16 protein-coding genes are annotated in these 22,700 nt (G+C 72.0%); 2 read left to right on the top strand and 14 right to left on the bottom strand.

What is annotated here, in order from left to right; translation table 11 throughout:
• Positions 1-97: 97 nt before the first annotated feature.
• From SY2F82_RS09510 to SY2F82_RS09550, 9 genes are all read right to left on the bottom strand, one after another.
• A complete protein-coding gene (locus SY2F82_RS09510) occupies positions 98-985 on the bottom strand; it encodes a FadR/GntR family transcriptional regulator (RefSeq protein ID WP_200418515.1) in 888 nt (295 codons plus the stop codon).
• Between the two features lie 162 nt (positions 986-1,147).
• Positions 1,148-2,887 carry an ATP-binding cassette domain-containing protein gene (locus tag SY2F82_RS09515; protein WP_200418516.1) on the bottom strand — a complete coding sequence of 580 codons (1,740 nt, stop codon included), beginning with the start codon at positions 2,885-2,887 and terminating at the stop codon, positions 1,148-1,150.
• Positions 2,888-3,103: 216 nt separating this feature from the next.
• Complete coding sequence (locus SY2F82_RS09520; protein ID WP_200418517.1) at positions 3,104-3,862, bottom strand: NUDIX domain-containing protein; 759 nt, start codon at positions 3,860-3,862, stop codon at positions 3,104-3,106.
• 128 nt (positions 3,863-3,990) lie between these two features.
• Positions 3,991-6,132 (bottom strand): glycogen debranching N-terminal domain-containing protein, encoded by a 2,142-nt coding sequence (locus SY2F82_RS09525; RefSeq protein ID WP_236041294.1) that lies wholly within the window; start codon positions 6,130-6,132, stop codon positions 3,991-3,993.
• 200 nt (positions 6,133-6,332) lie between these two features.
• A complete protein-coding gene (locus tag SY2F82_RS09530; protein ID WP_200418518.1) occupies positions 6,333-7,874 on the bottom strand; it encodes a DUF4192 domain-containing protein in 1,542 nt (513 codons plus the stop codon).
• Between the two features lie 205 nt (positions 7,875-8,079).
• Complete coding sequence (locus SY2F82_RS09535) at positions 8,080-10,836, bottom strand: bifunctional YncE family protein/alkaline phosphatase family protein (RefSeq protein WP_200418519.1); 2,757 nt, start codon at positions 10,834-10,836, stop codon at positions 8,080-8,082.
• A gap of 4 nt (positions 10,837-10,840) precedes the next feature.
• Entirely contained in the window at positions 10,841-12,205 is a 1,365-nt protein-coding gene (locus SY2F82_RS09540) for an ABC transporter permease (RefSeq protein WP_200418520.1), read from the bottom strand.
• Positions 12,202-13,143 carry an ABC transporter ATP-binding protein gene (locus SY2F82_RS09545; RefSeq protein ID WP_200418521.1) on the bottom strand — a complete coding sequence of 314 codons (942 nt, stop codon included), beginning with the start codon at positions 13,141-13,143 and terminating at the stop codon, positions 12,202-12,204. The genes SY2F82_RS09540 and SY2F82_RS09545 overlap by 4 nt, the downstream gene beginning before the upstream one ends.
• A 328-nt stretch (positions 13,144-13,471) precedes the next feature.
• On the bottom strand, positions 13,472-15,631 hold the full coding sequence (locus SY2F82_RS09550) for a RecQ family ATP-dependent DNA helicase (protein WP_200418522.1): 2,160 nt from the start codon (positions 15,629-15,631) through the stop codon (positions 13,472-13,474).
• A 375-nt stretch (positions 15,632-16,006) separates the two neighbouring features.
• Between SY2F82_RS09550 and SY2F82_RS09555 the strand changes: the two genes are divergently transcribed.
• Positions 16,007-16,642: a hypothetical protein gene (locus tag SY2F82_RS09555; RefSeq protein WP_200418523.1), complete on the top strand. Its 636-nt coding sequence runs from the start codon at positions 16,007-16,009 to the stop codon at positions 16,640-16,642.
• Positions 16,643-17,097: 455 nt separating this feature from the next.
• On the opposite strand, the gene SY2F82_RS09560 is transcribed toward SY2F82_RS09555, so the two are convergent.
• From SY2F82_RS09560 to SY2F82_RS09570, 3 genes are all read right to left on the bottom strand, one after another.
• Entirely contained in the window at positions 17,098-17,700 is a 603-nt protein-coding gene (locus tag SY2F82_RS09560) for a hypothetical protein (protein ID WP_200418524.1), read from the bottom strand.
• A gap of 69 nt (positions 17,701-17,769) precedes the next feature.
• The gene (locus tag SY2F82_RS09565) at positions 17,770-18,471 is read right to left on the bottom strand and encodes a ribonuclease HII (RefSeq protein WP_200418525.1); all 702 of its coding nucleotides are present in this window, start codon (positions 18,469-18,471) and stop codon (positions 17,770-17,772) included.
• Positions 18,472-18,610: 139 nt separating this feature from the next.
• Entirely contained in the window at positions 18,611-19,234 is a 624-nt protein-coding gene (locus SY2F82_RS09570) for a TetR/AcrR family transcriptional regulator (protein ID WP_200418526.1), read from the bottom strand.
• 174 nt (positions 19,235-19,408) lie between these two features.
• On the opposite strand from SY2F82_RS09570, the gene SY2F82_RS09575 reads away from it, so the two are divergent.
• Positions 19,409-20,956, top strand: a complete 1,548-nt coding sequence (locus tag SY2F82_RS09575; RefSeq protein WP_200418527.1) for an MFS transporter — start codon at positions 19,409-19,411, stop codon at positions 20,954-20,956.
• 146 nt (positions 20,957-21,102) lie between these two features.
• On the opposite strand, the gene SY2F82_RS09580 is transcribed toward SY2F82_RS09575, so the two are convergent.
• Positions 21,103-22,008, bottom strand: a complete 906-nt coding sequence (locus SY2F82_RS09580) for an ADP-ribosylglycohydrolase family protein (RefSeq protein WP_200418528.1) — start codon at positions 22,006-22,008, stop codon at positions 21,103-21,105.
• Between the two features lie 12 nt (positions 22,009-22,020).
• Positions 22,021-22,680 carry a histidine phosphatase family protein gene (locus SY2F82_RS09585; protein WP_200418529.1) on the bottom strand — a complete coding sequence of 220 codons (660 nt, stop codon included), beginning with the start codon at positions 22,678-22,680 and terminating at the stop codon, positions 22,021-22,023.
• Positions 22,681-22,700: the final 20 nt, after the last annotated feature.

Here is a 22,700-nt window from a genome sequence, read left to right on the forward strand (position 1 = left end):
ACGGCGGGCGTACGGCTCTCCGCGGCCGGCGGCCGCGCCGGCCGGGTGCCGCCCGATGCGGGCACCCACCCCTGGTCGCATCGCCGACGGTGTGCGGTCAGTGCTCGCGCGGCGCGGGCACCACGCGCTCGACCTCGGGGTGGACGGTGAGCAGTTGCCGCATGGCGCCCTCGGCGGCCGCGCCGTCACCCGCGGCGAGGGCGTCCACGATGCGGGCGTGCTGCGACAGTGCCGTCTCGGTCGGGCGCTCGCACCCGGTGACCGGGCCGCCGGAGACCTGGAGGGCGGCAGAGACGATCCCCGAGAGGTGCTCCAGCATGCGGTTGCCGGCGACCTGGATGAGCAGCGAGTGGAACTCCGCGTCGGCACGCGAGAAGGTCAGTGAGTCGCCCTGCCCCATGGCGTGGCCCATGATCTCGACCATGTCGCCGAGCCGCTGCTGCACCTCCTCGCGCCCGTGCCCGGCGGCCAGGCGCGCGGCGAGCGGCTCGATGGTCCAGCGCAGTTCGCTCAGCTCGCGGCGCTGGTCGTCGCGCTGCGGCCCGAAGGCACGCCACTCGATGATGTCCGGGTCCAGGAGGTTCCAGTCGCTGACGGGGCGTACGCGTGTGCCGACGTTCGGGCGGGCGCTGACCAGGCCCTTGGCCTCCAGGACGCGCAGCGATTCACGGACCACGGTCCGGGAGACCTCGAAACGCTGCCCGATCTCCTCGGGCACCAGTGGGCGGTCGGCACCCAGGTCCCCGGAGACGATCATCTGGCCCAGCTGCTGGACGAGTTGGCCGTGCAGTCCGCGTCCGCGGCTGCCCGCGGCGCGTCGGCCGACGCGGCCCAGTTCCGGCTCCCCGCCCTCCCACGAGGGGGCGCCGACGCGGTCGGCGGCGGGCGCCTCGGCGTAGGGGTAGCGGTCGAGTTCGCCCGGTCCGGCCAGGCCGGAGTCTGCTGAGCGGGCGGCGGTCATCATGGTGTGCGCAAGGGTACTCACGGATCCTTTGTCGGCGCCCTCTCCAACTCCCTTGAGGTCTTTGGTGAAAAGCACACGAAAGGGTGATCGCTCACAGCGTCGCAATTGACGCCTTATCGGAAAGAAATGGGCGCTTTTCAGGGGAGTTGCGACACAGGGGGACCGGATCGGCACGGACTGTAGTCATCGGACTCTGCTGCGCAGGGTTGTGATCAGGTAGGCGCACAGCAGGGCGGACAGGGACAAGGTCAGCGCCCCGCCCACAGGTTGGGCGATCATGCGCGCCGCCACGGCCAGGTACCTGTCCCCGCCGAAGGGCCAGCGCAGCAGCGTCAGGGCGGGCATCCGCTCGGCGAGGCCCGTCGCGGTCCGCACGGACGGCCCCGCCAGCGCCTTCTCGACCAGGGGTACGACGACGACGGGCACCGCGAGGACGGCGGCGAGCCCCGCGGTCGTGGACCGGAAGATACCGGCGGCCAGCACACCGGCCCAGGCGCATCCTGCGACCAGCCCGCACCAACTGGCCGCGAGCGGAAGCCAGTCGGCGGGAACCTGGGCGGCCTCCCGCCCGTAGAGGATGTGGAGCGACACCAGGTCGCAGACGGCGGCGAGGGTGGCCAGGGCCAGCGCCGTGGCCCCGGCGACGAGGAGTTTGGCGGCGAGCAGCCCCAGGCGGCGGGAGACGGTCCCGCGGGCCGCCGCCAGGGCGGGATGTCGGAACTCGTCGCCGAAGGCGTGGGCACCCAGCAGTCCGGCGCCGAGCGCCGCGGGCGGCAGCGGGAGCTGTTGCGGCCAGGCGGCCAGCAGGCGGTGCTGCGGAGTGTGCCCGGCCCGGGCGAGAAAGACGGAGAGCAGAACCGAGGTGACGAGGACGGCGGCCGCGGTGGCGTAGCCGGTGCCGATCCCGGCGGCACGGCGCAGTTCGTAGCGCAGCGGACGCAGCGGGCTCGGGACGGACCGGACGTCGACGGGCGGTGACAGCGGGGGCAGGTCGCCCGGTTCGGGCGTCCCGGCGGACAGGGCCGCGGCGGTCTCGACACCGACGGTCGGCCCCATGTCACCGATCTCGTCGGCAAGTTGGTGAACGAGAATGCCGTGCCGGAAGGCGGCCTCGCCGATGTCGGCACACGTACTGCCGTACACCGACAGCCGGTTGCCGTCCTCCTGCACGATCTCCACCGAACGCTGCGCGGTTCTGGCCTCCTTGGCGAGCAGGGCGCCCAGGCGGGCGGCGTGCGGGCTGCGAACGGCCACGCGGGGGCGCAGCCGGGTACGGGCGAAGTCCGCGGCCGGCTGGTCGGCGACGAGACGGCCCCGGTCGAGGGTGACGACGTGATCGGCGGTGCGCGCCGCCTCCTTCGGGTCGGCCGTGGTGAACAGGACGGTGCCGCCCTGGGCGGCGTGCGCGCGCAGGGCGCCGTGCAGCCAGCGCCCCTCACGGGCGGAGAGACCGGCCGCGGGGTCGTCGAGGACGAGCGCGTGCGGGTCGGCGAGCAGGGCGCAGGCGAGGCCCAGGCGACGGTCCATGCCGCGCGAGAGGTTGCCCAGGCGCTCGTCGCGCAGGCGGACGAGTCCCACGGCCTCGAGGACCTCGTCGGCGCGCCGGGCCGGCACGCCCGCGGCTGCGCACAGCATGCGCAGTTGCCCGCGGACCGTGCGCGCGGGATGACCGGGGACATCGCCGAGCAGCACGCCCACTTCACGGGCGGGGTGGGCGATGCGGTGCAGCGGGCGGCCCCGGAAGTAGGTGATGCCGCGGCCCGATTGAAGTTCGAGCATGAGCCGGAGCGCCGTCGTCTTGCCCGCACCCGAGGCTCCCAGAAGCGCGGTGACATGGCCCGCGTGAGCCTCGAAGGACACGTCGTCGACGGCGGGCGGAAGGTCCTTGCGGGGGGTGCCGGTCAATCCGATCGCCTGGATCACTCGAAGCAAGATAGCGCGATATGCCCAATTTGTCGGGAACCTTGCGGACAGACAGGCTCTTCCATTGATCAGACATAACGCGATCGGACATATGTCCGGAGCTGGTGTCGGCGACCGGAGGTCCACGACCGACACCCACGACGCCGGGGAGCTCGCAGACGGCGGCCGGCTTCCCGCAGCCGTCGTGGGTCGCGTTCACCCCCGTGACGCCGCCGGTCAGACCTCAGGACGCAGCATCGGCGGGTTGAGCAGCGTGGCGCCGCCCGCGCGGAAGAGCTGTGCGGGGCGGCCGCCCTGGCGGGTCGTCGTACCGCCCGTGGGGACGAGGAAGCCGGGCGTACCCGTCACCTTGCGGTGGAAGTTGCGCGGATCGAGCGCCACACCCCACACGGCCTCGTAGACCCTGCGCAGCTCGCCGACGGTGAACTCGGGAGGGCAGAAGGCAGTGGCCAGCGAGGAGTACTCGATCTTGGACCGAGCGCGCTCGACACCGTCCGCGAGGATCTGCGCGTGATCGAAGGCGAGCGGAGCCACAGGTTCGCCGGCGCGGCCGTACCCGCCCTGCTGCAGCAGCTCCTCGACCGGCGCCCAGCGTACGTTGCTGGCGTCACCGCCGGGCCGGGGCGCGGGCAGGTCGGGGGCGAGCGCGAGATGGGCGACGCTCACCACCCTCATCCGCGGATCGCGCTTCGGGTCGCCGTACGTGGCCAGCTGCTCAAGGTGGGCGCCGTTGTCCTGAGCCGGCGCGGACGGGTCGTGGGCCCGCAGCCCCGTCTCCTCGGCCAGCTCGCGTGCGGCGGCCTGCGCCAGGTCCTCGTCAGCCCGGACGAAGCCGCCTGGCAGTGCCCACCGGCCCTGGAAGGGCGGCTCACCCCTGCGCACCGCCAGCGCACACAGGGCGTGGCGGCGCACGGTCAGCACGACCAGATCCACGGTGACGGCGAAGGGCGGGAAGGCTGACGGGTCGTAGGGCATGCCGCGATCATAGTCGTCTGCCTGACGATAAACACTCCCTTCCGCGACCGCGGCGGCTGATCCACTTCTGTCCGACACAGGTCTCATCGGCACTCGGCCTCCGTGCTGCCGCGCTACGTCATCCGAGATCACACCCCCAGCTGCAGCCCGTCGGCGGCCTCCTCCACCATGGCGAGGCCGAGCCGGCCCACGCGCACGGAGAAGGGGGCGCCGGCCAGCCTCAGTCCGGTCAGGACGATCTCACCGAGCGGGGCGCTGCGCACCGGACACAGGGTCACCGTCCCGGCGGGCGCGTCGGGACGGATTCCGACGAGCGCGGTGAGCAGCAGCACCCCGGCGGCGGCCGCCGTGGCGGCGGGCCGGCAGGCCGCCGGGTGCGGAAGCGGCGCGCTCCCCTCCGTCCTCGGCTCGCCGGCGAACATCTCGGGCAGCCGGTATCCGAACGCCTCCGCCGCCGTCAGCATCCCCCCGAGCAGGCCGCCCGCCTCCTTCTCGTATCCGGCGGCGGCCAGTCCCGCGACGGCGACTGCCGTCTCCTGGACGCGCACCGCTCCTCCGCGGTGTCCGAACGGGTTGTACGCCGCCTCCCTGGCCGCCAGGCCGCGCAGTCCCCAGCCGGAGTCCATGGCGGGGCCGCCGAGCAACCGCGCGAGCTGCTCGGTGCGCACCTTGTCCAGCAGGCCGGGCGCCAGGGTGCCGCAGCCGAGCAGCCCGGTGTCGAGGAGGTGGGCGGCGCCCGCGCCGAGGTGCGGTACGAGGCGTCCGTCGCGGATGCGGGCGGCCGCCGGTCTGCCCCCCGACCGGTCCTCGATCCAGAAGTCCTCGCAGAACGCGTCGCGCAGCTCCTCGGCCCATTCGCGCAGCTCGGCCCCGCCCGGTCGCCCGTATGCGTCGAGCAGGTCGGCGCCGACCACCGCGGCGCGGTGGGCGTACGCCTGGGTCTCGCAACGCAGCGGCCCGGTCGGCTGCGGGTCGGGGAGGTAGACGCCGTCACCGACGGTGGTGCGCAACCACCGCAGACAGTGCTCGGCCGCCGGCAGCAGCTCCTCCGTCGCCTGCTCGGGAAGCCCCCAGCGCCAGGCTTCCGCGAGGAGCACGGGGAACAGCAGGGTGGCCTCGGTGCCCGTGCAGCCCGGTGGCAGATGCGCGCCCGCGTCCCGGCGGGGCCCCGGGATCATGCCCGAGCGGAGGCCCGGGCCGCCGATCTGGGTACGGGCGAGGATCCGCAGCGTGCCCGCGGCCAGCCGGGTGCCGAGCGGCAGCGTCATCCGGGCCGCCGCCAGGGATTCCGCGGGCGCCGGGCCGCAGCGCCACGGCGCTCCGGCCGCCAGCTGGATGTCGGAAGGGTGCGCGGGGTCCCGGAGCAGCAGGGCCCTGAGGTCCTCGACACAGGTGTCCAGCAGCGGCTGGACGCGGGGGTCGTCCCCGGTGGCCCGCGCCTGTGCGAGCGGGCTCGCCGCGCCGTGTCCCACCGCTCTGACCGGAGCCGCGCCGTCCGGCCGCAGCCGCAGTTCCACGGTCCGCGTCCCGCCGGGCGGCAGTTCCAGCTCCCAGCGCAGGAGCCCCGCCGAGGCGAGGGCGTCCGTGGGGGGCGGCGCGGCCGTGACCGCGCAGTCGCCCTTCTGACAGGACCAGCGCAGCCCGGAATCATGGACGGTGGCGGGGACTTCGGATCCGGTACTGCCCGAGGCGATCTCTCCCAGTTCGGCGAAGTCGGTGCCGAGGGACACCTCCAACGGCAGCCGCAGCGGGCGCGGGGCCGCGCTGTGCAGGGTGATCCGCTCGGTGCCGTCGGCGAACCGAACGCGCTCCACGACGACGTCCGGATCCGGTCCCGCGTCGGGGGACGCGTGCACCGTCCCCACGAAGCGGGCCCGGTCGGCCGCGACCATGCGGGCCTGAACGGGAAGCGGCTCCCGTCCGGCCACCCGCACCTGGCAGCGGGAGAGCACGCGCCGGCCCGCTCGGTAGAACCCCTCCAGGCCCTGTCCCGTCAGCTGTCCCTGATCCGTGGAGATCACCAGGCCGGGCAGGGCGACGCAGATCAGCGCGGTGTGGGCGGGCGGCAGGTCGGCGACTCGGCGCGGCGCAGCGGGCAGAGGCGGAGGGCATGCCCGGGGCCGGTCGACGTGCGGCGGGACGGGTGCCGGTGTGCCGCCCGGCATCCTGGACGCGGCCGGTGGGGCGCCCCGGGAAGGCCGGGGCTCCGAGGGGCCGTGGCGGGGACGCCGGTTGCCGTCGGAGGCGGAGAACGGTGCGGGCAGGGGCATGGGGCGGCTTTCTCTGCGCTCGGTACGCCTGGGGTGCGCCCGGAGCCGGGTGGGCGGCTCCGGAGAGGGTCGTGAGCGGTGCGGCGGCGCGACCCGAGCACGGGTTCCGCCACTCAGGTGAACGGATCGCGCCTGCCAGGGGTCACGCCCGTGGGAGGGGAAGCCGACCGAACGGCGGTACGCCGCGCGGCAGGACGGGTTCATGTGCCGCCCTCCTCCGTACACCGGCCGGGACGGCGGCGGGCACCGGACCGGTCGGTCGTCTCCTCCGTCGCCCGCTGCCCTTCGCCACCAGGTGGGAGGTCGGCGGGACGCCGATGACGGGCCCTGGCCGCCTCGGCGGGACCACGGGTCGGCCGGCTGCCGCCGCTCGCCGGGCGGACCGTGCGCCTCCGCCGGGGAGCGCCAGGGGCACGGGAGGGCTGCCGCGGGGTGGGCGCCCCGGACGCGGCGGGAGGCGGGGTACCGGCCGAGAGCTCGGCCGTGTCATCCGGCATCGTGGCGGGCGCCCCGTGCTTCGCTTCGCGGCCCGCCCGTTCCGCACGCAGGCAGCGGCGGACGGTCTCCGGGTCGAGGCCCTCGTTGCAGGCCTGGTGCAGGAGCCGGGCGAAGAGGTAGTCCGGGTCCGCGCCCAGGGCCATGGCGAGGGCTTCCCGCGCCTCCAGCTCGTCGCCGGTCGACCAGGCCACCCACCCGGCGAGCGTCAGCGGCGCCGCGGCGTGCTCGCCGTACGAGCCGACACAGCGACGGGCCAGGGCGCGCCACAGCCGCAGCGCCGCGGCGGCCTCCGCGCCCTCCATCCACTCCGCCGCACGGTCGCGGGTCATGCGGTCCTGGAGGCCGACGATCAGGGCCGCGGCCTCGTCGTGCCCGAGCAGCTCGTCGTCTCGCCGGTCCGCCGCCGGGGCTGCGGACGCCGGCGGGGCTGCGGCGAGCCGTGCCATGACCCGCTCGGCGAGTGCGAGCGTCTCGGCGGCGACCCCGTCGCGGGTGCCGTCGTCCAGGATTCTCCGGACGAGCGCCATGCTCGCGGCGTCCAGCGCCGCTTCCTGATCGAGAGCGGCCGCCGTCTCCCAGGGACTGAGCCTCGCCCGGAACTCCTTGAGCGTGCCGCGCACCTGAAGGCCCGCGTAGGTCGCGGCGGCGGCCAGGACGGAGGTGCCGGGCAGGCCCAGCGGCTGCCCCTCGGAGGGACAGCAGCCGGGGCTGGGGCACACGTACGACCAGAAGCGGCCGTCGGAGAGGCACAGGGCCTCCACCACCGGCGCGTCGAGGCTGCCGCAGGCCGTGCGCAGCGACTGGGCCAGCGGCCGGAGGCGCTCCATGACATCGCGTCCGGTCTCACCGCTCGACGGTTCCTGGACCAGATAGGCGACCATGCTTTCCGGCCGGGCACCTCTGCGCTCGCTCCCTGTCACCAGGCCGCGCGCCAACTGCTGTGCCGCGGACGGCCAGTCGCCGGGCTGGGCAGGGATGCCGAGCCGTGCGCGCCCGCCGAACCTCCCGCGCCCGTCCCGGTCGTGCAGTGCCACCAGCACGATGCTGTCCTCCGGGCGGTACCCGAGCAGGTACGGCAGGGCGTCGGCCAGTTCGGCCGGGGTGCGCAGCGTGACCTGGGTTTCGGCCGGGCCTCCAGCCGGGCGGCCGTGTCCTGTGTACGCGGTGGGCTCGCCGCCGTGGTGTGCGGATCCGTGCATGTCTCCGATGCCGGAGGGGCCGGCCGCTTCGTCGTGGTTCGTCATGCCGCGACCATCTCGCGGTTCTTGGAATTCCGGTTGGCCTGTGGACAACCATGACCATGGGCACGCCAGGAGTTGTCCACAGGCAGCCCGGCTCGCTCGCACGATGTCCGACCGATCGGGTTGCCTGGACGCCATGGACCACAAGGGAAGGGGCCCCGAGCCGGCGTTGATGCCGGCCCGGGGCCCCTCGGTGCGGACAGCTGTGTCAGCCGTCGGACTCCGACGACGGGATGTAGGCGCCGGGCACGTCGTTCGGCGCGTAGATCTTGCTGTCACCGGGGTACGGCTTCGACCAGTTGTGCGTCTCGTACCACGTGAGACGGTTCATCTGCTCGGGGTTGGCGAAGTCGGGCACCGCCTTGGTGCCGGTCAGCCGCTGCCGCGACTCCCAGGCCTTCCACTGCGCCGCGACCTTCTGCTCGGCCGGCGGCACCGTCACCGACGTCTGCGCGGGCGCCGCCTTGGCGTCCTGCGGGGCCGGGGTGTCCGGGCCGCAGGAGGGCTGGGTGCTCAGGCCGAGGGTCAGCGAGGTCCGGTTCGGCTGCGCCTTGAACGGCGTGTAGTTCGGCTTCTGGGTGAACGCCCCGAACATCGGGGTGGCCGCGCTGTCCATCTGGTTCATCGGGTGGATCCCGAGGATCTGCTCGATGGTGCGGACCATTGTGATCTGCGAGTAGTAGTGGTTGTCGACGGTGCCGTGCTTGGCCCAGGGGCTGATGACCTGGACCGGGGCACGGTGGCCGTCGACGTGGTCGAGGCCGGCCTGGGAGTCGTCCTCGACGACGAAGATCGCCGAGTCCTTCCAGTACTTGCTGTGCGTGATCTCGTCGACCATCTTGCCGACCGCGAGGTCGTTGTCCGCGACCTCGGCGGCCGGGCTCGGCGGACCACCCGTGTGGTCGTTGGAGAACCAGAACATGTTCAGGTTCGCCGGACCGTTCTTCTCGAAGTCCTGCTTCCAGATCTGTTCCTTGTAGACGTCCGGAACGCTGAGGTCGAACAGCGGGAAGCCGGGCACCGACACCTTGTTGAGCGAGGGGATCGCCGAACCCGTCTGAATGGGGTAGGCGGTCTTCTGCCCGGTCGCCTCCATGTTCTTGGCGTCGCAGTACAGGTTCTGCCAGGTGGCGCCGGACGGCTTGCTCTCGATCGACTGGAACTCGCCGTAGTCCTTGACGGACTTGCCGGCCGCCTGGGCACCGGTCCAGATGAAGCCGGTCTTCTGGTGGCCGAGAACGTCGTCCTCGGTGTCGTAGCTGCGCGTGTACTCACCGGCCGACGACTCGGTGTACTCCGGGTTGTCGGACTGCATCAGCCAGTTGTGGCCCTCGGCGGAGTTGGTGCCGACGTCGTAGAAGTTGTCGTACAGCCCGAACTGCTGCGCGAGCGCATGCTGGTTCGGCGTCACATTCTCGCCGAACTGCGTGAGCGTCGGGTCGCCGTTGCCCTGCTTCATGTCACCGAAGACCTGGTCATAGGTCCGGTTCTCCTTGACGAGCAGGAAGACGTGCTTGATCGTCGAGGGGTCGCCGAGCCGCACCGGAACCGGCACCGGCTTCGCGTGGCTGTTGCCCTTCGTCGACTTCACCGAGCCGGGGGTCCAGCCGTTCTGCTTGAAGACCTTCGCCGTCTCGGACCTGATGACGCTGTCGTCCGGCAGCGTGAACTGCGTCAGGCTCGACGTGGTGTCGTGGGTGCCGTGCCCGGCCTTGGTGGTGGGGCGGCGGGCGTCGATGCCACGGGTGTTGGAGACGACGACCTGCTTGCCCACGGTGGCGATCTCTGCGGGGAAGTAGTCCGTCGGGAGGAGTCCGACGAAACCGGCCGGCTGCTGCGGGGCGGTGTAGCGGTAGACGGCGACCGCGTTGGCGCGGCCGAGCGTCACCAGCAGGTGACCGTCGTCGGTGAGCGTCACCGCGTTGGGCTCGTAGCCGACCGATGCCTCCGGCCACGGCTGCGTGGAGATGGTCTGGACGACCTTGTCGTTGGCGGTGTTGATGACCGACACGTTGTTGTCGGCGGTGTTGGTGACGAACACCGCCCCTTTCTTGGCGTACACCGCGGTCGGGTGCAGACCGACGTCGATGGACCCGACGGCGGCGGACGGGTCGGCCACGTTGATGACGCTGACCGTGCCGGTGGTGGCGGCACCGGTGTTCGGGTTGGCCGGCACCTGGGTGCCGTAGGAGTTCATCGTGGTGTCGCCGGCCTTGGCCGGACGCCCGCCCTCGTTGCTGACGTAGAGCTTGTCGCCGACCAGGGCGATGCCACGGGGGGCGTTGCCGACGGCCCAGCTCTGCTTGATGGTCCCCGTCGCCGCGTCGATGGCGACCACCCGGTTCTGGCCGTTGACCGCGGAGTACACGGTGGAGCCGTCGGCCGAGAACACCGCCGCACCCACCAGCGCGTGCTTGGAGCCGTCGGCCGGTATGGAGATGGTCGTCGGGTTGGAGAGGGTGCCGTCCGCGTTCACGGTGAACTTGGTGTAGCCGTCGCTCTGGCCCAGCCACAACTGCTTGCCGTCGGGCGAGTACGTCGGACCCTCCTGGCCGACGGAGCCGCTGCTGATGCGAAGGTCGTCCGCCTTGTTGCTGCCGACCTTCTGCTTCACCTGCCCGGTCTTGAGGTCCATGATGACCAGCGCCGCATCGCCGTCGGCGATCGAGGCCGCGAGACGGGTGCCGTCCGGACTGACCGAGGACGACATGATCTTGCCGTCGTTGATGACGGTGCGGCTGCCGTACGGGGCGATGTACTGGTCGGCGGAGACGACCTGGCCGTTGGCGGTGACCTGGCCGACCTGCTGGGTGCCGAACTGGTGGGTCTGGGCGACAGCGGTGCCCGTGACGGCGAGGGCGACAGCGATGCCCGACGTCACCAGCACAGTCCGGCGGCCGACACGTCTACCGAAAAGGCTGAGCTGCTCCTTCTCGTTGATTCGACGCTGCCGTGTTACCTGCATGGAACTATCCCTTCGAGGAGGTGTCGAGCAGCTCGACGTTGCCGTCGAACTGCCATAGGGGATTCGGGGCGTCCCCGGTGGGGGTACGGACCAGGAAGTAGCCGTTCACTTCCTTCGGTCCGTCGCCGTCGGCCACGAACCGCCCGTCTGAGGCGACGTCAAGTTGGTAGATGGCCGTCCCTGCGGCCGTGACGCCGGGAAGGTGCCAGGTGACGACGCAACGCCAGTCGTTGCCCGCACCCTGGGGGGCGACCTGGCCGTCGCCCTTGTTGCACGCCGCCGTGGCCTTCAGTTGCGCCTCGGTGACGGCCGGCCGGTGGAGCTGCTCGGTCTGCATGCGGTAGAGGTGGGCGAACGCCGTAGCGACCGACCGCTGGACCTTGTCCTGCTCGATCCCGGAGCCCATCGACGGGGTCGCCACCACCACCGCCGCGACGGTGAGGGCGGTCAGTCCGACCAGCGGCAGCAGTCCGGCGGTGACCGCGCGGCGCCCGGAACCGTCATAGGCCGGGTTGGTGAAGTCGCGCCGCAGGAACAGCAGGTACGCCAGCCCTGTCGCGAGCACGGCCCACACCAGGCTGACCCCGATGCCGATCAGGAGCGGACCGACCTGCGCCGGGTTGGTGAACAGACCGTTCCAGGAGATGAAGGCGTAGCCGGGCAGGGCGAGGCGCACGGCGACGGGCAGCGGCAGCATCTGGGCGACCTGCATCGCGAGCGCGACGATCGGGGGCAGCAGCAGCCCCATCGGCGACCGCCCCAGGGCGACCGAGCCGAGCAGTCCGATCGCGGCGAGGGCCAGGGTCGGGGCGAGGGCGCAGACCCAGGCGAGCAGGACCTTGCCCGCGGCGTCCCCCGGCGCGAGCAGGTGGCCGTCGAGGCCGACGAGCGGCTGGTTGCCGACCGCCACGATCCCGCCGACCGTGCTGGAACAGGCCAGCCCGGCCACGAGCAGCAGGATGACGGTGAGGCTGGCCAGCGCCTTCGCCGCGAAGATCCGCCTGGGCGACCGGACGGCCACGAGCAGGTGGCGCCAGGTGCCGAGCCGGTCCTCGGAGGCGAACACGTCGCCGGCGACCACCGAGGTCAGCAGCGGCAGCGCCCAGGTACCAGCGAAGCCGAGCATCACCAGCGGTCCCGCCCACCCGGTGGCGTGCATCCAGCGACCGAAGAGGGTGTCGGCGGGAAGCGTGCTTTGCCGGCTCACCCCGGCGACGAAGAGCGCCGGCGCGATCCAGCAGGCGAGGACCAGCAGGCGGATCCGCCATTGCGAGACCAGCTTGACCAGCTCGAAGCGGTAGCCGCGCACCACCGAGACGCGGGGGGCACGGGCCACGACGACGTTGTCATCGACGATGGTGGCGGTCATCGGGCGGCCTCCTGCTGCTCGGTGAGGGCGAGGAACGCGGCTTCGAGCGGCGACACCAACGGGGCGAGTTCGCGTACCGCGACGCCTGCGTGCACGAGCCCCACCACCAGTTCGTCGAGGGCGGGGACCAGCGCGCGCACCACGACCACCTCCGCGTCGTGCCGTGCTCCGGCGTCCTCGACGACCCGTATCCCGGCGGTGTCGGCAGCCAGCCGGCGGGCGGCCTGCGGGTCGGAGGTCCGCAGCCGGTAGTCGAGTTCACGGTTTGCGGCGGCCAGCTTGCCCAGCGGACCGGAGAAGACGACCCGTCCGGTGGCGATGATGGTGACCTCGGAGCACAGTGCCTCCAGGTCGTCCATGCGGTGGCTCGAGAGCACGACGCTGGTTCCGTCCGCCGCGAGCCGGGTGAGGACGCCGTGAACGTGTCTTTTGCCGGCGGGGTCCAGGCCGTTGGAAGGTTCGTCGAGCACGAGCAGCCGGGGCTTGGTGAGCAGGGCGGCGGCGAGCCCGAGCCGCTGACGCATGCCGAGGGAGAAGCCGCGGGCCCGGTCGTCGGCGACATCGGTGAGTCCGACCTGGTCGAGTACGTCGTCGATCGCCGTCGTCCGGGCGTCGTGGCCGCGCAGAGCGGCCAGTGCGGCGAGGTTCTGCCTGGCGGTGAGCGAGGGGTAGAGACCCGGCCCGTCCACGAAGCCGGCGACACCGTCGGGAGCGGCGAACGCCCGCCCGACCGGCGTACCCAGGATCTCGAGGCGGCCGCTGTCGGCGACGGCCAGGCCCAGCAGGAGGCCGAGCAATGTCGTCTTGCCGGCGCCGTTGGGTCCGACCAGTCCGTGGATCTGACCCTGTGTCACATCCAGGTCGATTCCGTCGAGTGCGACGACGTCACCGAAACACTTGGTGATGCCGCGAGCCCGGACTGCGAGGAGTCTGCCCATGGGTCCCTTCTTTCGAGTCCGCAGGGACCCTAGGACGACACACAACCCAGACGCGGACGGCTGGCTGAACGTTCGCGGAACGAATCGTCAAGGCGTCGGCAAGTCGTGTGCGGGAGCAGCCGGCGTCGAGCCGGGCTCGGGCAACGCCTGGACGCACCGCGTCCGTACGAAGTACGGTGGCGCGCTTCAATGCGCCGTCGGCGCGAATCAGGCGCCCGCGGAGCACTCCAGTTCACTCTCCGTCAGACACGCTGAAGCAGACTCTGCCGGAAGCTGAGCGTGCTGCGACCGGGCGCAGCCGGGGAGAGTGGACGCGGGCCGGGGAAGCTCAGCCTGCGACAGCGAGGACCAACGGAAGGACCTGTTCGCTGCCTGCCCGGCGGAGGAGGCGGGCGGCGACTGCGAGAGTCCAGCCGGAATCGGTGTAGTCGTCCACGAGCAGGACGGGGCCGGGAGAGCCGGCCAGGGCACCGGCCAGTTCCTCAGGGACGGTCAAGGCGCCGGACAGCGCCCTCAGCCGCTGGGCGGAGTTGCTGCGGCGTGCCGCGTGCGCGCCACTCGGCCCGGTGTAGGACAGGGTGCCCAGGAAGGGGAGGCGGCCGATGTCCGCGATGCCCTGGGCGAGGGAACCCACCAGTTGCGGGCGGCTCAAGGACGGCACGGCGACGACTCCCACCGGCCGGGCGGAGGCATCCGGGGCGTTCGGCGCCCAGCCGCCCGCAGAGCGCGCCCAGTCGGCCAGGACCGCCACCGCCGCCCGCAGGACGTCGTCGGGGACCGGCCCGTCGGGCGCGTTCTCGGCCAGCAGCGGACGCAGACGGTTGCCCCAGCCGATGTCCGAGAGCCGCCCCAGGGCACGCCCGGTGGAGCACTGCTCCGTGGCCGGGATGCGCCCCTTGAGGTCGATGCCCAGTGCGGGCATCCCCGTCGGCCACATGCGGCGCGGCTCGACCTCCGCCCCCGGGCGGTCCAGTTCCTTGACCGCCCCGGTCAACGTCTCCGTCGAGACAGCGGAATCCGCCCAGGGCCCTGCGCAGTTGTCGCACCGCCCGCACGGGGCCGCCCCCTCGTCGTCCAGCTGCCGGCGCAGGAACTCCATCCGGCACTGGGACGTGCTCACGTAATCGCGCATGGCCTGCTGCTCTGCAGCCCGCTGCCGCGCCACCCAGGCGTACCGCTCGGAGTCGTAGACCCACTGCTCGCCGGTGGAGACCCAGCCTCCCTTCACCCGCTTGACCGCCCCGTCCACGTCGAGCACCTTCAGCATCGTCTCCAGCCGACTGCGCCGTAGATCCACCGACGCCTCCAGTGCGGGCACGGACAGCGGCCGTCCCGCACCGGCGAGGGCGGAGAGGGTCTGTCGGACCTGCGCCTCGGGCGGGAAGGCCGTATCGGCGAAGTAGCGCCAGATGGCCTCGTCCTCCTTGCCCGGCAGCAGCAGTACATCGGCGTGGGCCACGCCGCGCCCCGCGCGTCCCACCTGCTGGTAGTAGGCGATCGGCGAGGACGGCGAGCCGAGGTGCACCACGAAGCCCAGGTCCGGCTTGTCGAAGCCCATGCCCAGCGCCGACGTCGCCACCAGCGCCTTGACCCGGTTCTCCAGCAGGTCGGCCTCGGCCTGCAGCCGGTCGGCGTTCTCCGTGCGTCCCGTGTAGGAGGCCACGCGGAAGCCGCGCTGCCGCAGGAAGGCGGTCGCCTCCTCGGCCGCGGCCACTGTCAGCGTGTAGATGATCCCGGAGCCCGGCAGCTCGTCGAGATGCTCGGCCAGCCAGGCCAGGCGGTGCGCGGCGTCCGGCAGCTGGACCACTCCGAGCCTCAGGCTCTCCCTCTCGAGCGGGCCGCGCAGCACCAGGGCCTCACCGGCGCCGGTACCCAACTGCTCGGCCACGTCCGCGGTGACCCGCGCGTTGGCCGTCGCCGTGGTGGCCAGCACCGGCACGCCGGGGGCGAGCTCGGCGAGCATCGCCCGCAACCGGCGGTAGTCCGGCCGGAAGTCGTGCCCCCAGTCGGAGATGCAGTGCGCCTCGTCGACCACCAGCAGACCGGTCGTGGCCGCGAGCTTGGGCAGCACCTGATCGCGGAAATCAACAGAATTGAGACGCTCCGGGCTCACGAGGAGAACGTCGGTCTCGCCCCGCTCGATCTCCTCGTGGATGGTGTCCCACTCCTCCAGGTTGGCCGAGTTGATGGTGCGCGCCCGGATACCGGCCCGCGCCGCCGACTCCACCTGGTTGCGCATGAGCGCCAGCAGCGGCGAGACGATCACCGTCGGGCCGGAGCCGCGCCGGCGCAGCAGAGCGGTGGCAACGAAGTACACCGCCGACTTGCCCCAGCCGGTGCGCTGCACCACCAGGGCACGCCTGCGCTCCCGCACCAGAGCCGCCACCGCCTGCCACTGGTCCTCCCGCAACCGGGCCGAGCCCCCCGGGTCCCCGACGAGCTCGGCGAGGATGGCGTCGGCTTCAGCGCGGAGCTCGAGTTCGTCCATGCCCCCATGCAACCCGATGGCACTGACAATCGGCCACCTCACCCAGCGTGACCAGCGGCTCGCGAACGGTCCACGGACCACGCACCGAAAGGCGCTCGCCGGAGGGAGAGGGTGTTGCCGCTGGTCCTCCCGTGCGGGAGTGACCCGCCCCTTCGCTGGGAACACACTGAGCAGAGAGGTAGAGGGGATATAGGCCACACATCACCAAGAACCGGTCGGCGGGCCCAATTGCTCATTGCCGCAACCCAGTTCGACGGGAAGAATTGAGGTCCGCTCCCCGCACGGCTCGTCCGTGATCCGGCAGGGCTCTGCCGCGGTGTGCGACCCCAGTCCCACCCCGCCCGCACTGTGGGCGCGTCAGCCGAAGGGAGGATCGTGACCTTCGGATTCGCTCCGTCCTCGGCGGCATCCCTGGCAGGTTCCGCCGCCCCGTCCGCCGTTTCCGCCCATCCCGTGGCCCGGCTGCTCGAGCCGGCGGAATGGGCAGCCGCCGAGATCCCCCTGCTGCGCAACCCCCGGGAAGTCGTCAGCGGGCTGCACGCCCGGCACCGGCCACGACCCTCCACGGCCGTGGTGGCCGTCCTGGATCCTGAGGAACGACTCTGCGCGAGCGCGTCGTTCACCCGGCGTCCCGCCCCTGCGGACGGATGGGTGTTCCGTAACGCGCTGCTTGCCCAGTTGCGCCGGGTCATCCCCCACGACCTGCGACGCCGGACGCCGGTGCGGACGGCGGTGCTGCTCTACTGCCGTGAGGGCGACACACGGTGGACGGAGGAGGACGGCGCGTGGATGTGGGGCCTGCGCGACGCGTGCACGTTGCACGGGCTGCGCTGTGGTGCGTACATCACGCTGACGCGCGGTGGCTGGCAGGTTCTCGGTGAGGACCGCGGAGGCCGCCGCCCCAACGCCGAGTCGACTCCCGAGGAGTTCGATCCGGCGGGCATACCGCTGCACCAGCCTCGCACCGGGGGCGCTTCCTCGGACCTGATGCGCCGGGCCGCCGCCCGCTGAGCGGCACGGCACCGTGGCAGCACCGCCGGGAGCGGCGACTACGACGGCGGAAGGCCTCCGCACCACCAGCTCGCGCGTCCTCACCTGGAGGCGGCGGCCGCTCGCGGCGCCCGTGTCCGCGAGCGGCCGCGCACCGGAAGAGCAGGAAGTCGCCCACCCCAGTAGCCTGAGGAAACCGTTCGCTCTACGACGGCACTGCCCCATCGGCATCGTCATTGCCCACCCCCGTGCCTCACCGCCCTGACGGCATGCGTCAACGCCGACCGATATGCGTCAGTGAGTGACCACCGACACCGGGAACCCGACCGCAGCAAGGCATGGCGAAGAGAGCGCCGGGTCGGGGATCCGTCGGCGCTGCACTCACCGGCCGCGGTGGCCGAAGCCCGAACCGGCTGCCCGGCTCGGTCCCCGGCGCGAAGGGCGGGACGCGAGCGGACCGGGCCGAGCCGGACCGCTCAGACGCCCGCGCCCAGCACCGAGTTGATCTGCTTCGGGTCGCCGCAGACGATCAGCAGGGCCCCGGACCGGCTGAGCGCCAGCGGAAGCGTGGCGGCGACAGTGGCGTCGGCACCCCCGTTGACGGCGACCACGACCACCGGTCGGGCGGCGGCACGGGAGGCCGCCGAGGCGTCGGCGTAGAAGACGTCGTCACCGGCGTCGTGCTGCGCCCAGTAGGCGGCCTCACCGAAGGACAGTTCGTGCGCGGCCCACGGGTGCGGCTCGCCGGTGGTGATCACCAGCACGTCGCCAGGGGCGCGACCGGACTCCAGCAGCAGGTCGACGGCTTCCTCGGCGGCATCCAGCGCACCCTCGGCGGAGGCCGGGATCAGCTGGATCTGCGGAGTGGAGGCGGAAACGGACGGTCCGGGCTTGGCCGGCTCGCGCGGGGTGCGCTGGGCCGGCATCGGCCGGATGGGCCCCGGACGTCCGGGGCGGGCAGGGGCCGCGGGGCGGGGGCCCGGTACGGGACGGGGGGTCGGCGCGGTACGGCCGCCGGCCGTGGCGCGGGGACCCTGGGCACTCTCGTGAATCTGAGGCTCCTCGGGAATGAGAGGCATGAGCTGATTTTTATCAAACGCCGAAGCGACCGGCGTCGGCGGGTGGCACGTCAGTGCGACCGGAACCGGTCAGAAGTCGAAGCCGAGCTGGCCCTCGATTTCCGGAACGCTTCCGTCCGCCCAGCTGCGGACCTTCTTGAGGTGCCGCCACTGGGGCAGCGCATCAAGATACGCCCACGACAAGCGGTGGTACGGGGTGGGGCCCCGTTCCTCCAGTGCGGCCTTGTGCACCGGTGACGGATAACCGGCGTTGGCCGCAAAACCGAAGTCTGCATGGTCGATACCCAGTTCGGCCATCATTTTGTCGCGGTGAACCTTGGCTATCACCGAGGCCGCCGCGACCGCCACGCACGACCGGTCGCCCTTGATCACCGTACGGACGTTCCAGGGCGCGCCCAGGTAGTCGTACTTCCCGTCGAGGATGACCGCGTCGGGGCGGACGGGCAGCGCCTCGAGGGCGCGTACCGCCGCGAGCCGCAGGGCGGCCGTCATCCCGAGGTCGTCGATCTCCTCGGGGGAGGCATGGCCGAGGGCGTAGGCCGTGACCCACGTCCGCAGCAGCTCGGCGAGTTCGGTGCGCCGCTTGACGGTCAGCAGCTTGGAGTCGGTGAGGCCCTCGGGCGGTCGGCGCAGACCCGTGACCGCCGCGCAGACGGTGACGGGACCGGCCCACGCACCGCGCCCCACCTCGTCGACACCGGCGATGACCTTCGCTCCGGTCGTTGCGCGGAGGGAGCGCTCGACGGTGTGGGTAGGTGGTTCGTACGGCATGGCGCACTTAGCGTACGCCGCCGGGATCACCGTGCGACACCCCGGTTTCCCGGGGCATCGCCACACGCGCCGACGGCCGCCCGGAAGGACGGCGGCAGCGCCCCCGCAGCCGGGCCGTCGCGGCGTCCCGGGAGCCGGATCAGTCCCCCGCCGGACGCAGCAGCGGGATCATCAGCCGGTCGACCATCTCCTCGATGTCCTGGTCATTCCATTCGCAAGCGCTAATCTTCGTGCGGTACATCATCATCGCCGGCATGACGTCGAAGACATATCCGTTCGCGGCGTCGGGCCGCACCTCTCCCCGTTCGATTCCATGCGTGATGACCTGGCGCAGGAGCCTGACGCTCGGCTCGATGACACCCTCATAGATCACGCCCTGGAAGCGCTCCGCCTCCTGGGTGTCGCATTCGTGAATGACTGAGCGCAGGGCGAATCCGGGGCGTGAGTACATGGCGTCGCGGGCCTGTCGGCACAGGGCCAGCAGGTCCTCCCGCAGGGTCCCGAGGTCGGGCGCCTCGTCGAAGCGCGGCAGTCCGGCCTGGAGCGCGTCCGCGACGAGGTCCTCCTTGGACGGCCAGCGGCGGTAGACCGCCGCCTTGCCGGTCTGCGCACCGGCGGCGACGCCCTCCATCGTCAGACCCTTCCAGCCGACCGTGCTGAGCTGCTCGAGCGCGGCGTCGAGGATCGCGCGTTCGAGCACGGCACCACGCCGGCGGAGCGAGGCCGGTCGGGGAGAGGCGGCCGTCCAGGACGAAGTACCCATCTGTGTGTCTCCGTTGAGCAGCGGAAGCGGGGATTCCGAGGATAGGGCGAGCATCCGGGCGGCGCAGCACGGCAACGAAGCCAGTGAACGCTTGCGTTCACTGACGGGGACTCACTACCGTGTGGCGGGAAAGTGAACGCGATCGTTCACTAACGCATTCGTGGGGGACCCATCGTGACAACCTCTCCATTGATCGAAGACCAGAAGCCCAAAGCCGCCCGCCGGGAGGGGCGTCCCGGCATCGCGCTCACCGTCATCGCGGCCTGCCAACTCATGGTGGTACTCGACGCGACGATTGTGAACATCGCGCTCCCGCACATTCAAGACGCGCTGAAGTTCAGCACGACCGACCTGACATGGGTCGTCAGCGCCTACACCCTCACCTTCGGTGGCCTGCTGCTTCTCGGCGGGCGGGCCGGTGACATCCTCGGCCGGCGCCGGGTGTTCATGACGGGCATCCTGCTGTTCACCTTCGCCTCGCTGCTCGGCGGACTCGCCCAGGAGCCCTGGCAGTTGCTGGCCGCGCGCGCCCTGCAGGGCGTGGGTGGCGCGATCGCGTCGCCCACCTCGCTCGCGCTGATCACCACCACGTTCGCGGAAGGCCCGGAGCGCAACCGGGCGTTCGGCGTGTTCGCCGCGGTCTCGGCCGGAGGCGGCGCGATCGGTCTGCTGACCGGCGGCATGCTCACGGAGTGGCTCGACTGGCGCTGGGTCCTCTTCGTCAACGTGCCCATCGGCGTGCTGATCGCCGTGCTCACACCCATGTACATAGGCGAGTCCGAACGCCATCCGGGCCGCTTCGACATCGCGGGCGCCCTCACGTCGACTGCGGGCATGGCGTCGCTGGTGTACGGCTTCATCCGCGCCTCCGAGGACGGCTGGCGGGACAGCGTCACGATCGGGTCCTTCGCGGCGGCCGTGGTGCTGCTGCTGGCGTTCGCCCTCATCGAGAGGCGGGCCAGGGAGCCGATCACGCCGCTGCGGATGTTCGCCGACCGCAACCGCTCGGGCACGTACGTGATCATGCTGAGCCTGGCCGCGGCGATGTTCGGCATGTTCTTCTACATCGTGCTCTTCGTGCAGAACGTGCTGGGGTACACGCCGATCTCGGCGGGCGTGGCCTTCCTGCCGGTGACCGTGGCGATCGTGATCGGCGCCGGCCTGTCGCAGCGGTTCCTGCCGGTGCTCGGCCCCAAGCCGTTCATGATGGTCGGCGCGACGCTCGTGACGATCGGGCTCGGCTGGCAGACGTTGATCAAGCCCGACAGCTCGTACGCGGGCGGTGTGCTCGGCCCCATGCTGGTGTTCGGCTTCGGGATGGGCCTGAACTTCGTGACGCTGACGCTCACCGCGGTCTCGGGCGTCGCCCAGCACGAGGCGGGGGCGGCCTCCGGTCTGCTCAACGCCACACAGCAGGTGGGCGGTTCGCTCGGTCTGTCGATCCTGACCACGGTGTTCGGGACGGCGAGCAGGGACGAGGCGAGCAAGCAGCTGCCGAAGTTCCTGGCGAACGGCACGGCGGAGCAGAAGGCGGAGTTCGCCAAGACGCACCAGTTGCCGGCTCCGTGGGGGAACGAGGTGCTCGCCCACGGCATATCGACGGCCTTCGTGCCGGCCGCCGCGATGGCGATCCTGGCCCTCGTCACGGCCTCGGTGGTCATCCGGGTACGCAAGAGCGACCTGGAGGCCCTGGCGGGCACGGCGGGCCCGGCCGCCGGCTGAACGTCCCCACCGTCGTTGTCCTCCCCTCCACACCCGGAGGACAACGACGGCCGGGCGCCCGGAGCGGCGACAGTGAGGGAGCCGGTCCGGCCGCCGGGCAGCGGGCCGGTCCCGATGGCGGGATTCCGCTCAGCGGTCCCCGCCGGCTACGAAAGCGACGGCGCCCACTCCGGCAGCCGCTCCGTGCGCTCCAGCCACTCCCCCGGCGGAGCCCCCGCCTTCCCGGAGGCCACCACTCCGCCGACGATCGCGCACGTCGTGTCCATGTCGCCGCCCACCTGGGCGGTGGTCCAGAACGCCTTCGGGTAGTCACCGAGGGCGCGCGCCGCCGACCACAGCGCGAACGGCACCGTGTCGTGCGCCGTCGTACGCCGCCCGCAGCCGAGCACGGCCGCGACCGTCGTCGCGTCGCCGTAGTCCAGCATGTCCCGCGCCCGCCGCAGCCCCGCCGCGACGGCGCTCCTCGGTATCAGCGCGATCACCCCGTCGAGCAGGGCGTCGGCACTCGGCGGCCCCGCCGGATCAGCGGCGAGGGCGGCCGCCGCAGCCACGGCCATGGCACCGGCCACGGCCTCCCGGTGCTGGTGCGTCGTGTACGCGGAGATCTCCGCCTGATGGGTCGCCTGCTCCGGGTCGTCGGCGTACCAGGCACCGAGCGGCGCGATCCGCATCGCCGCCCCGTTGCCCCACGATCCCTGCCCCTTGAAGAGCGCCGCGGCCAGCTCGCGCCAGTCGCCGCCCTCCCGGACGAGCCTCAGCAGGCGGCCCACCGCCGGCCCGTACCCGCGGTCGAAGTCGTGGTGCTCGGCGAAGGAGCGGGCCAGCTCGTCCTGGTCGATGCGCTGGTGCGTGGCCAGCACGGACACCACCGAACAGGCCATCTCGGTGTCGTCCGTCCACTGCCACACACCCGGCGGCAGCTCGCGGCGCTGGAGGAGCGGGTAGTTCGCGGGAACGAAGAACTGTGAGCCCAGCGCGTCCCCCACCGCGAGTCCGCGCAGACAGGCGAGCGCGCGTTCCAGGCGCCCGAGGGGAGAGAAGTCAGAGGTCATCGCCCTGCCACTCTAACCGTTGACCCAGTACGGATCCGGGTCGCGCCAACGGTCGAAGGGCCGGTCGAGCCTGTACTTGCCGTTCTCCTGCAGCAGGAGCATGCGCGTCTCGCCGTTCCCGGGGTTGGACAGCGACTCGAATTCCGCGACCGTCCAGTGGAACCAGCGCATGCAGAACAGCCGCATGGCGAGCCCGTGGGTCACCAGGAGCACGTTCGGCGGGTGGTCGGGCTCCTCGAAGCTGCGGAACAGGCTCTCCAGGAAGCCGCCCACCCGGTCGTACACGTCGGCGCCGGACTCACCCTGCGCGAAGCGGTAGAAGAAGTGCCCGTAGGCGTCGCGGTACGCCTTCTGCAGCCGTACGTCCTCGCGGTCCTGCCAGTTCCCCCAGTCCTGCTCACGCAGCCGGGGCTCCTCACGCACCCGGACGAGATCGGGGTCGAGGTGGAAGGCGCGGAGCGTCTCATGGGTGCGGCGGTACGGGGAGACGTACACGCTGACGCGTTCCCTGCCGAAGACCTCCCGCAACCGCTTGCCCGTCTCCTCCGCCTGCCGCCAGCCCCTCTCGGTGAGCGGCAGCGCGTGGTCGGGCTCGCGCTCGTACACGGAGTCATCGGCGTTCCCCACCGACTCGCCGTGCCGGACAAGGACGATGCGCCGTGGTCGTGCCATGCCAAAACCCTAGATCGAGT

This window comes from Streptomyces sp. Y2F8-2, from assembly GCF_014905555.1.
In the GTDB taxonomy this organism is placed as follows: domain Bacteria; phylum Actinomycetota; class Actinomycetes; order Streptomycetales; family Streptomycetaceae; genus Streptomyces; species Streptomyces cynarae.